Consider the following 12,796-nt stretch of genomic DNA (forward strand, 5'->3'; position numbering starts at 1 on the left):
GCAAAGAACCGCAAACGAGTACTGTCTCGCTTACGGTTCTTTGTATTATCCTATTTCACAATACCTTGCATTACATAACTATACGTATACGAACGATTCGCATACAGACGATATTGTTCATGCGGTTCAGAACCCCAACTATCGTCGCCACCGACTCCTGTTTGCTTATCATTGATACGCACAACCGTATGTCCGCTGACAGGTAACTGGTAATGATGTGGTGCGGCTTCCAGTTCTGCTGGTGTATATGGAAGAACATTCAGTTCAACCAGAGGTACACCAGTAATCTGTAAGCCCACTCCATCACGATTGGTAATTGTCGCTGAACGTACATCTACTTTATTTCCACATTCCTGTGGTTTGAGATACGGAGCCATCTGCTCGGCTACTGTTCCGGTATAGATGCCTACTTTACCACTGGCTTGACGATCCCAATACGTCTCATGTGGACCTAATCCATACCATGATAATTGATCAAAAGAAGCATCCATCATCAGCAACATACCGATCTCTGGAATCTCAGGTAAGTCTTTGCCCGGATTCAAGCGTTGAGTCACTTCTACACGTCCATCGGCAAAAATATGATAATCGACAAAGCATTGTGAATACCCTGCGGTCGGCAGTAAATATTCTACTTTGATAATAATAATATCTTGCGCTCGTGCCAGATCGACTTCAAAATGAACCAATTCCCGTTCATCTGACGCACTGCGCCATACGCCACTACGCTCATCCAGATGATTCCCGCGATCATTGTCTGTCATCGCACGCCAGAAATGAGGAGCAGGGGCTTGAGCTAGCAATTGGACTTTGTTGATCTGATAAGACAACATCTCACCATTAGTTGAATCGAAAATGATCGAGAATCCTTCGCCATTGATCATAATCATACCTGCATGTTGTACAGCGACAAGGCTCGATTCACTAATCGGCTCAGGATCGTGCAATTCAGCATCATGATGAGAACCAAATGACAGCACAACAGGCAATGTAAATTGAGAAAATGCCACTTCATGACCGGCTTGTGCCCACAATTGATCTGCGCGGAGTACGACCGATAATGTCAAAATATATTCTACCCCTGGAGCACGTGGAATCTGCTTCAATTCAGGTAAAGTGACTGTAACGTTCTGCCCTGGAGCACAGACTACATGGCTTAACACACCCTGATCAGCAAGTTGTCCATTTGCGGTTAAGATCCATTTGAAATCAAATTCTTCTAACGAAGTAAACAAATACTGATTCGTTAATTCAACTTCAATTACCGCTTCGCCTGCGGACAAATGTTTGGTTGTAATGACCGCATTCGATTCTAATCCATCATCTACAGGATGATCTTCACCCAATCGCCAGTTAAATTTCACCTGTTCATAACATTTCTTCACTTCAGCAAGCTTCGCAGATACGGTACGATCTGCAAAAATCAGACCATCCCCACAGAAATTTCCATCATGAGGACTCTCGCCAAAGTCACCACCATATGCTAGATACGTAGTTCCGTCTTCAGTCTGTGTCTGAATCGCTTGATCGATCCAATCCCAGATAAATCCACCTTGTAATACTTCGTAACGATCGAACAATTTCCAGTATTCTGCTAAGCCTCCACAAGAGTTCCCCATCGCATGGCTGTATTCACATAGAATAAACGGCTTGGTTGGATTGTGTTGAGCATATTTCTCGATCTCACGAATATGAGTATACATCTGACTTTCGATATCAGAAGCATCTTCAGAAGGACGATAATGGAATACACCTTCATAATGTACTACTCGTGATGGATCAGCTTTGCGTAAAAAGTCCGCCATGTGCAAGAAATTATCGCCACCAAATGATTCATTACCGAGCGACCAGATTACGATGGATGGGTGATTTTTATCCCGTTGGAACATCGAATTGGTACGATCTAACACATTATATGTCCAATCTGGATTGCTACCTGGCACAGTATTGAGCAGTTCTTTTTGCCCGTACGTCCAAGCACCATGACTTTCCAGATTCACTTCATCGATCACATACAATCCATATTGATTACACAGCTCATACCAGAGCGGATGATTCGGATAATGAGAAGTCCGTACAGCATTGATATTGTACGATTTCATTAACTGAATATCTGCAATCATATCTTCACGTGTGATCGCACGTCCGGTCACCGCATTGAATTCATGACGGTTAACCCCTTTAAAGACTACAGTTTTCCCGTTGATCTTCATGACATTGCCTTCGATTGCGAATGTACGGAAGCCCACCTGACAACCTGTATAATGAATAATATGACCGTTGGTATCTTTAAGCGTCAGCACCAGATAGTAGAGATGTGGCGCTTCTGCACTCCATTTCAATGGATTTATCACATTCGCAGACAACTGAATCTGTGTACGATGAATATCTCCACCTTCTAATCCTTCGGTTGCATTAAATGGAAACGAAACCGGGCCACTTAATGGAAGATCCCAAAGTGGATTGCGATCAGCATCATACAATTGCGCATGAATACTGTACGATTCTTTGGCTACATCGGTAAAACGTAGACTGTCTGTTGGATCAGGACGAGCCATTGCCGAACCGGAATGATGCAAAGTAAGATCGACGGTTAATTGTGCGTCCTGAAACTGTTGATCCAGATCAGTATGTACAAAGAAGTCTTGAATATGCGTATCAGGCAACGCATATAGATAAACATCTCTAAAAATACCGCTCAATCGCCAAAAGTCTTGATCTTCTAACCAGCTACTATCACACCAACGATAGACTTCTACCGCTAATTTATTTTCACCTGCTTGCAAATAAGGAGTCAGATCAAATTCAGCCGGAGTGAACGAATCTTCACTATAACCGACCAGATCGCCATTTACCCAGATATAAAAAGCAGATTCTACACCTGCAAAGTGGATATAGACCGAACCTTTTTCCTGCCAATCTTGAGGCACAGAGAATGTCCGTACATATGAACCGACAGGATTGAATTGGGTCGGTGCTTCCGGTGGTTGAATATCTTCATGTCCATCCCACGGATAACGTACATTGGTATAATGAGGAGCATCATAACCATGCATTTGCCAGTGTGCAGGTACAGGAATCGTTTTCCATGTACTGGTGTCATACTCTTTTGTATAAAAATCAACAATACGCTGATCTGGATTTTCAGCCCAAGCGAATTGCCATGTTCCATTTAGGGATTGGTAATAGGGTGAATCTGCGATTTCTCCATTTAAAGTCTGTTCTACCGAATCATACGGAATCACAGATGCATGCGCATCTAGACGATTGAGACGGAAAATGCCGGGATTGCGGTTCCATTCAGGAAACCCGTTCGGTGGAGCGGTATACGTATACTTTTGGTTACGCAAATCAATCACCTCTTTAGTCGACATAGTTGTAGATGTATATAGATCCGATCATACATCTGTACCGGGTAAGAGACGAATCCCTATTCTGTGCACAAAAGGAGTCATTACATTGACAAGTAACGTCTGACAATCGCGCGGATACGAAGCTTCTCGTACACTGCTAGCGGTATGTTGCAGACATCCACCTGTTAATTCCATCATGTCATTTCCTTGCTGAACAACAACCTTTCCTGCTGACCATAACTGGGATTCAGGAGTGATCTGCTCTAATTGCCCATCGACCACTGTAATGATCGCTTGCTGGTCGAACACCAACGATAGCTGTGTCATCACATCTGGAGGCTCATTAGAGATAATTTCTAGATCCAATCCATGTTCCAATTCGGTAATACGCACTTCCAATAGATAGGTCTGCGTATGAGTAGAAATACGGTGTTGATGAGGAAGCAAATACCACGGACTCACTGTTGCTTGTGCAGAAGCAGGTAATTCATGCTCAGGTACACAACTATTGTAACCCTTTTCATACGTCGCTGTCATTGTGAACCCATCTGCTGTTGGTGTTAAAGATTGCATCGGTACAAAGCCCGGACCAAAATACGAAGCGATCTGTACACCAAGCAATCGTACTTGCCCGTATCTGATCGCCAGCAAAGAAGACGTTTCTGTCATCATCGTGATACTGGTATCCCCTTCACGAATCCGCATGACAGGTGCACCAAAATCCAAATGAGGACGACTGTATTGAATCTGACTATAGCCTACTTTTGCAATCTGTTTGATATATTGGTAACGATCAAATGAACCGTTAATCATTTTGCGATAATGCGTCGGCAAAGCTGTTGCCAGCACAGGTGTACCTTCATCTGGATATAACAGCATGCCTACCAATGGATTGTTGGCACTGCTTGGTGGACGAGCATTGGTCTGTAACGCTTGTTCAGCTAATGCTGTCATCGCCGCAAATTGAGGATTCTGATCGATGATCGTCATTAAATAATAAGACAGCATATAACTATCCAGTGTAAAATTCTGCCCAAAATCTTGACGACCCGAATAATCAGTCACAATCTCTCCTGAAGGATGGATCAGATAGATCATCATCTCTAGATTCGCTCGCACGGGCTCTAGCAATTCAGGCTTGTCTAACAAGCGAGCCGTATGAATACACATCACATCACTTACCGCATTGTAAATACCATTACTACGCTCTGTCCATTCTCCGTCTGGAGTGATATCTATTCCTTCTGCCAACCATTGTTCTGCTCGCTCTAGCAATCCGGGATCACCGAATAGTCGATACAAATAACTAAGTGCCGCTGATAATACCCAGCGATGATTAGGTGTATGACAACCACCTGTTATCATTACCGGAATCGTTTGCTTGAGAAATAACAATATACGACTAGCTACTGGAGCATTTTTACTCCAATCATCTTGTTCTAATAGCAGATACAATTGCGAATAGCCTACCACGACAAAGGCTGTATCTGGAGGCGAATGAAAATTAGTCCACCCCGGAGAGATGGACCCATCGTCATGTTGAAAAGCAAGCATATACTGAGCCGCATATTCAAGTCGCTCTAACACGTGTTCACTATGATAGTAAGCTGAGGAAGGATTAACCAATGCCGCTCCCCAGATCGCCATCCATACCGGTGTACCTGCATGATGATTCGGCCAAGCAATTCCATTTTCAGGATCAACGACTCCACCAAAAGATCGATGATCACGATCCAAAATCTGTCCAGACATACCTTGCTCTACCCATAGATCATTGATATTCACCAGTTGCTCGCTCACCGCCATACCTATTCCCTCCTTGCTTTTGATCTGCTCTATATGCAATGTAGTATTCTCTATTTTATAAGGTGACGTTCTTGAATTTTGCTGATCAATAACTGATGACTGGCTTCAATCTCTTCTGGCTGACAAGCGGCTTTCAATTCATATACTTTGACAGGAGCCGCGTTGATAATATCGAGAAATCGATCAAAAAAAGTCATGTCTTTACTATGAATATATGGACACCAGTGATCGGATAATCCTAACGTCTCATGAATATGCACGCCGATAATCTCCTCTTTCATAGCGTTCGCTTCTTCTGCATTGTGATACAATCCCATCCGATCCATCATCATGCCATGACCGATATCGTACCAGAGATAGACAGGCGCACCTTGCATACGATCACGTATCTTTTTCGCTTCAGATAATGTAGGCATTTGATAACAACGAGAACGAGTCTCGATTCCAAATGCTACATCGTACCCTTTGGATAACACACGATCACAGACTTCTTCTAGACTGTGCTGAATCCGTTCTAGATAATGCTCAGATAGACGTTCACGACGCTCTATCATTTCCGACCATAGCTGTTGATAAGCAGGCGAGTCTTTGCCTTGTTCGTGATAGATTCCTTTTAACGTCTCATCAATATTGGTCGCAAACGGAACTTCGCCGGGGTGCACTACAACAGCTTTAGCTCCATAACGATGAGCATATTCAGCCGATTTTACCAGTAAATCGATCGCTTTATGCCGTTTTTCTTCATCGTCGAACCCGAGCAATACCGAATCGGTTCCATAATCAGGATCAGGCGTATGTGGAAATGTATTATGCACACTGGAGATCCCGATCAAGCCGCGTTCAATCATCGGCTCAATCGTCTGCAACATCTCGGTAGTCACATTGTAATTTAGCTCTACCTGCTGAAATCCAAGCTCTTGAATCTCAGCAATCATCTCTGCCCCACTGTTATGACGCTTAATATTCCAGCATGTTGAAAATGAATAGTCCCCTTTGGATGTAAGCATATAGACTCCTTTCTTCAACCCATTTGAAATATCAGATATTTATCCCTTAACTGCTCCTAACATTACTCCACTGACAAAATAACGTTGCAACCAAGGATAGACAATTAGAATCGGAATCGTTGCAAAAATAACACTGGCGGCTTTTAGACTTTCTGGCATCATTTGCGCTGAACCGACTACTTCATTGCGCATCAATTCACTAGCCATATTATTTTGGATCAATTGATATAATTTGAGCTGTAACGGATATAGATCAGGGCTATTAATGTACATTAATGTATCCATAAATCCATTCCAGCGCCCGACCGCATAGAAAAGACTTAATGTAGCAATCACTGGTAACGATAATGGTAAAATAATGCGCCATAAAGTATAAAAGTGACTGCTTCCATCCATTTCAGCCGCTTCTTCCAGACTCTCCGGAATATTGCGGAAAAAGGAAATCATAATAATCAGATAAAAAGGGCTGATCAATCCCGGTAAAATTAATGCCCACATCGTATCCAGCAAATGTAGATTACGCACCAGAATATACTCGGGAATAATACCACCGCTGAAAAACATCGTAATAATAATCAAGACCATAAAAAATCCGCGTCCTTTGAGATTGGACTTGGACAATGGATATCCTGCCGCAATTGTCATCGCCATACAAAGGATCGTGAAAATAACGGTCAGCATCACCGTAAAGCCAAGCGAACGAATCATCGACATATCGCTAAATACTTTGACATACGCTTCTGTCGTCCACTCTACTGGAAATAGCGATACTTCGCCTGACATAATCGGACGAGCCGAACTTAAAGAGATCGCTAGAATATGAATAAATGGAATCAGACAGACCAGCACGACAATACTAAGCAAAGTAATATTCACAATATCAAAAATCCGATCACCTTTACTGGTTGTCGTTTTGGCTTTGACCGCAGTCGTTTTGCTGATATCGGCTATTTTCTCCATTAGAGTATCCCCTCTCCTGTCGATTTCTTAGATGCGTAATTCGCACCGAGTACAAATATCAATCCAACAACAGCTTGGAAAAGTCCAACAACGGTAGCTAGTGTGTATTGACCGGATTCTAGACCGATCCGATATACAAATGTACTGAGTACATCCGAGTAATCTTGTACGGCTACATTTCCAATTACAAACGGACGTTCAAATCCGATCGTAACCATATTGCCTAGATTAATAATCAACAATGTAATAATCGTTGTTTTGAGACCGGGTAATGTAATATGCCATATGCGCTTGAGTCGTCCTGCTCCATCCATATCTGCGGCTTCATACAGTTCTTTGTTGATACCTGTCAAAGCAGCTAAGTACAAAATCGTGCCCCAGCCGGCACTTTGCCATACTCCTGTTAGCAAATACGTCACTAACCAGTAATTCGGATCGGTTAAAAAAGGGATCGGCTGAAAGCCAAGTGCCATCCACATATTGTTTACGAATCCTGATTGCGTACCGAACACTTGATATACAATTCCTCCGATAATCACCCATGAGATAAAATGCGGAATATACAGAATAGTCTGTGATAACTTTTTGAACCAGACCGCTTTGACTTCATACAACATAATTGCTAATAATAACGGCGCTGGAAAAGAAACCAACAGATCTAGAAAGTTCAGCATTAATGTATTACGCAATGTTTTGTAGAAATCCTGATTTTGAAAAACTTCGCGGAAAGCATCCCAACCGATCCATTCACTATCGTTAATCCCTTGAAAAAAGTTAAAGTCTTTAAAAGCAATCTGAATACCGTACATCGGTCCGTATTTGAATGTTAAAAAATAAGCAATCGGTAAAATGAGCAGGAAATACAACTGCCAGTATCTGCGGAGGTAAGTAGACATTCTCACGTTGGTACTCCCCTTTCATTAAGATGGTTGTGGAAAAACCTTCACTTTGGGTTGGGTGGAAATGTGCTAGGGTGATGGGAAAGCGCTTCGTGAACGGATTCTTTCTTGGCGTCGCTGGTAAGATCGGATATCTTGATTTGACCGCTGGGCGGTCGATATCCGAGTCTTAAAGGCGACTTTCAGAAAGAATCTGTTCACTACGCTTGGTGGTGAGAGCACATTTATTTTAAAGATGGCGTTGCGGTTTTTGCACATTGAGTGGGTGTAGCAAGTTTGGCTTTGGATTAGAAAGTGAATTGAAATGGTTGAAAGAATGATTTGATTTTGGAGATTCCTTGCGCTATTTATTTCGATAGTTAGTGATGAATAATTGGGTTGAATCCATTTGAGAAATTGGTAGAACAGCATCCTTATTTTCCTGATATGAATGTAAGGAACTTTGAACACGGTAGGTGAGCTTTATTTATTATTTAGCGCCTTGTTCTTGGAATACTTTGGTGCGTTCGTCTAGGATGGCTTGTCCGCCGCTGCTCATGTAGTCTTTGAGTAAGGATTCGTAGACGGTGTCGAATTGAGCGGTTGGAGCCATTGTTGCTTTGACGATCAGTTGATTGTATTTGTCTTGTAGTCCACTACCATATTTGGCTTCGGCTTTGATCGGTACGCTGAAGTTTACCGGTGGAATCGTATCGGTATTGGAGATTTCAACCGATTTACGCATAGCGGCTTGGTATTCTTCCGGTGTCTGCATAATATAAGCGTTATTGTTTTGCTCTTCGGTTCCTACAATTTTACCGTTAGCGATAATAGCCATATCTCCGTAGTTGTACAGGCGATTGGTAGCTTCTTCAGTTGCATCTTCTTTAGTAACTGGCACTCCATCTTTCATAGTGTAGTTCTCGCCTTCTACGCCATTTTGCATATCAAACAAGTTTTTGTCCGAAGCCATCCAGTCTAAATATTTGATCGCTTCTACCGCTTTGGCGCTAGATTTGGGGATCATGATATACAGACCATTGGATGCATATTCAGGCTTAGCATGTTTGCCTTCATTGTTGGTAAATACATCGGTAGGCGTTAATGTAGCGCCTTTTACATTGGTTTGTAGATTTTTGTATGTGCCGTTATAAGTGAAATATAATTCACCTGCATCTTCGGTGTAAAAGCCTACTTTACCGTTTTGCACATCTTGCCATAATTGCTTTTTATCTTCGTCCAGACCAAAGTCGGTACTGATTAGTTTTTCGTTATACAATTTGTTCATAAATTGCAGACCGTCTTTGAAGCCCGGCAACAATGTAGGATAATCACTAGAACCTAACTTTTGTGTTAATGTATATTTTTGTTCATCACTTAATGGTTGTTGGACAAAAGACCATAATAATGGATCATATTGCGCAGGAGCAATCGTCATACCAAAAGGAATAAGACCGCTTCCTACTTTACCCGGATCTTTTTCTTGAAAAGCTTTGAGTGTGGTATACAGCTCATCCGTAGTCTGTGGCATCGGTAATTTCAGTTGATCTAACCAATCTTGACGGATATAAGAAGCATATTTGCCAAGCACCGATCGTTTACCTGGAATCGCAAATTGTTTGCCTTCAATTTGTCCGTAAGCAAGTGTATCTTCCCCTAAAAACTTTTTGAGATTAGGTCCATATTGATTGAGCAAATCGGTCAGATCAGTTAGACCGCCTTGTTCAGCATAGCGATTGAATGTGCCTTGATCATAAGTAAATACGATATCCGGTACATCACCACCGCTTGCCATTAATACATTTAACTTTTGCAATTCATCGGAACGAGGAACCGGTACATATTGCACATCAATTTTATTAGGTGTGCCAAAACGTTCATCGACTAACTTGGTCATATAGTTATTGCTGATGGTATAACCTGATGGAGAATTACCACGATCAAAAACTTCTACTTTTAAAATAGAACTTCCGTCTTCACTTGTGGCACCGCTGCTACTTTCATTGGAAGAACATCCCGCCAAAATGGTAATGCCTGCTAACACCATGGCTAACATAGAACTTGTTACACGTTTGCCCATTTTTCGATTTGGATCTTTTTTCATCTTCTCAACCCCTTTGTCAGCTTTTCTCCCTCAGAACGTTTCTCTTTGTACAAAAAAGTCAGCATAATTATCATGTGTACCTTTTGGGATGTCCCCAGTATGGCATTTATAGCGATATTCAGACAATCAACTATTTTCCGAGTATAAACTTTATCAAAGAAAGCGGTATCATTTTGAATATCAACTGTATTCCGATGATCAACTATTTTCCGTATTGAGGTTTGTGTTAGTTAAATTAACGTTAATCTCCTTATGTAGTTGGGGAAAAACATAAAAAAGAACCTTTCCTACTCGATCGTGATCGAATAATTGAAAGATTCTTTGTATTTATTGCTTCGCTTAGATGGATTTAACGTAAGATATTTTGCTTCGCAAAAATCACTTCTTATTAAACTTGAGTCGCGCTTATACTGCCAAGCGCTTGATGTAAGATATTTTGCTTTGCAAAAATCACTTCTTATTGGACTGGGTCGCGCTTATACTGCCAAGCGCTTAAGGCAATACAATATCGACTTCTTTACCCAATTCTGAAGAACGGAAAATACCATCAATAATTGCTTGATTCAAAATGATCTGTTCGCCAGAGATCGGAGCAGGTAATCCGTTAGCTACAGCATTGACGAAATCTTTGACTTTTTCATCAAATAAATTCAGATCAGAACGTACACAAGGAATCGGCGTATGGGTTAAGCGACCACCAAGATCATGATATTTGGTAATTGTACCGACACCACCGTCCCATACTCCTGACCACGGGCCTTCGCCATAAGGCGTGATTTTCATACCGGCATCGGTTCCGAGAAAACGGGTCGCTCCTAATGTATCCATATGCATTGCCCATGCGGTTTTAAATTGAAGCGTGATGCCACCTTCTAACCGAATCAGTGCTGCTCCAAAATCTTCTACATTGAAACTTTCAGCTTCAGGATGATACTTGGGATTGGTTCCAAAATGATTGGATACTGTAGCAGATACTGTTAACGGCTTCGGATGCCCTAGTGTATGAAGAGCAAGATCGAGAGAATAACAACCGATATCGGCAAGTGCTCCAGCTCCTGCTAATTCTTTGCGGATAAATGTACCTTGTGGCATCCCTCTACGTCGACCACCGCCAACTTCAACGTAATAAATTTTACCTAGATTGCCGTCTTGAATATAATTGCGAATAAATTGCATATTGGGATCATACCGCGGCTGGAAACCGATCGATAGCATTTTTCCAGATTTTTTCGACATCTCTACCATTTCAACCGATTCTTGCAATGTGACAGACATGGGCTTTTCCAGCAATACATTTTTGCCTGCTGCAAGTGCATCCATGGTCGTCTGATAATGCGATACATTCGGTGTACAAATACTGACTCCATCTAATTCCTGTTCCAGTAAGACCAGATGATCTTCGTAAGCGTGTGCATGATTAAGATGATGTGTAGCAATAAACTGGCTCGCTCGATCCGGTACAATATCTGCTACACCTACAATTTCTACATTTTCCATCTGACGATACGCATTGACATGCATACGCGCAATACCGCCACTGCCGATAATACCTATACGAATGGTTGAGGTCATTTGCTATTCAGCTCCTGATCAAGTATTTTGCTGTGGCTTGTTGGTGATAGACATGTTGACGTTGCGGTAGATCATACGGTTTTATTCGTTGATCATCTGTTGAGCTTGTTCTTTGAAAGAACGTGGAGTCATTCCATACCTTTTTTTGAACACTAGATACAGATAATTTACATTTTCAAATCCATTATCCAGTGCAATATGTTCAACCGTTTTGTTCCCTAGCCGTAGTTCAGTGCAAATATGGGTTAAACGAACTTCTTCGAGATACGCGGTAAATGTAGCTGAAGTGTACTTTTGAAACACCCGTTGTAACTGACGTTTGCTAATGCCTACTGTGGTCGCGACTTCTTCCAGTGCAATCGGAAACATATAATTATCCCGAATAAACTGACATGCCATCTGAAAATGAACTTCTGACGCTTCCCGGTGAGGTAATGTTAACCACGGTCGCTTTTCCTGATCGGAAGCATGCGCCGTTAGTAACATAATCTGAATAATACATTGCCGGATCGTCTCGTACACACCAGATTCATGATGAACAATCGCATCATAAGCACGATAAAAATGCGACATCGTTTGTCTGCGATCCATCATCGGACGTGCAGGCAAATTATACAATTGACGTACACATTGCTCGGCTTCCGAGACTTCTTGTTCTTTGCCCCAATCAGCAGGTGTGGCAGAAGCCTTACCCTTATCATTGTCCATCTGTTCCAATGACGAATCAGTTGTTAACGGAACGATCTCCAGATGTAGACATAATTCTTCAAGCGGATCATACATATCCATTTCTTGTGCATGAAGTACGTCAGGCCCTGTTAAATAAAACATGCCTTCTTGCAAAAAATACGTCTGATCTTCCAGCACGACACTGCCTTTGCCAGAAGCAACAAAATGAAATTCAAATTCAGAATGTTTGTGAAATCCGATTTTGGCTCCAGGTGCAAATGAATTTAAATGAAAACGTAATACCCGAAAACCATAATTGCCCCATCGGAATTTCAGATCTAGCTTTTCTAGCAAAAATGGCTTTTCACGCATCGGTTGTAACGGGACGAATCGTTCATTTTTGATCATGATCTTCGTCCTTTCTTCGATCAGAGATAAGGTACATTG

Annotated in this window: 8 protein-coding genes; all 8 read right to left on the bottom strand. The window is 41.9% G+C overall.

What is annotated here, in order from left to right:
- Window positions 1-50: 50 nt before the first annotated feature.
- On the bottom strand, window positions 51-3,359 hold the full coding sequence (gene lacZ / locus QE450_RS18630; protein WP_307302761.1) for a beta-galactosidase, LacZ type: 3,309 nt from the start codon (window positions 3,357-3,359) through the stop codon (window positions 51-53).
- Between the two features lie 39 nt (window positions 3,360-3,398).
- Window positions 3,399-5,159: a hypothetical protein gene (locus tag QE450_RS18635; protein WP_307301207.1), complete on the bottom strand. Its 1,761-nt coding sequence runs from the start codon at window positions 5,157-5,159 to the stop codon at window positions 3,399-3,401.
- A 50-nt stretch (window positions 5,160-5,209) separates the two neighbouring features.
- Window positions 5,210-6,166 carry a sugar phosphate isomerase/epimerase family protein gene (locus QE450_RS18640; RefSeq protein ID WP_307301209.1) on the bottom strand — a complete coding sequence of 319 codons (957 nt, stop codon included), beginning with the start codon at window positions 6,164-6,166 and terminating at the stop codon, window positions 5,210-5,212.
- A 39-nt stretch (window positions 6,167-6,205) separates the two neighbouring features.
- A complete protein-coding gene (locus QE450_RS18645; protein ID WP_273614016.1) occupies window positions 6,206-7,126 on the bottom strand; it encodes a carbohydrate ABC transporter permease in 921 nt (306 codons plus the stop codon).
- Window positions 7,126-8,022 carry an ABC transporter permease gene (locus QE450_RS18650; RefSeq protein WP_371748239.1) on the bottom strand — a complete coding sequence of 299 codons (897 nt, stop codon included), beginning with the start codon at window positions 8,020-8,022 and terminating at the stop codon, window positions 7,126-7,128. Before QE450_RS18650 ends, QE450_RS18645 begins: the two co-directional genes overlap by 1 nt.
- A 472-nt stretch (window positions 8,023-8,494) precedes the next feature.
- The gene (locus QE450_RS18655; protein ID WP_273614017.1) at window positions 8,495-10,108 is read right to left on the bottom strand and encodes an extracellular solute-binding protein; all 1,614 of its coding nucleotides are present in this window, start codon (window positions 10,106-10,108) and stop codon (window positions 8,495-8,497) included.
- A gap of 492 nt (window positions 10,109-10,600) precedes the next feature.
- The gene (locus tag QE450_RS18660; RefSeq protein ID WP_274171543.1) at window positions 10,601-11,680 is read right to left on the bottom strand and encodes a Gfo/Idh/MocA family protein; all 1,080 of its coding nucleotides are present in this window, start codon (window positions 11,678-11,680) and stop codon (window positions 10,601-10,603) included.
- A gap of 81 nt (window positions 11,681-11,761) precedes the next feature.
- Window positions 11,762-12,757: an AraC family transcriptional regulator gene (locus QE450_RS18665; RefSeq protein WP_307301218.1), complete on the bottom strand. Its 996-nt coding sequence runs from the start codon at window positions 12,755-12,757 to the stop codon at window positions 11,762-11,764.
- Window positions 12,758-12,796: the final 39 nt, after the last annotated feature.

This window comes from Paenibacillus sp. SORGH_AS_0306 (assembly GCF_030819345.1).
Lineage (GTDB): Bacteria > Bacillota > Bacilli > Paenibacillales > Paenibacillaceae > Saccharibacillus > Saccharibacillus kyungheensis.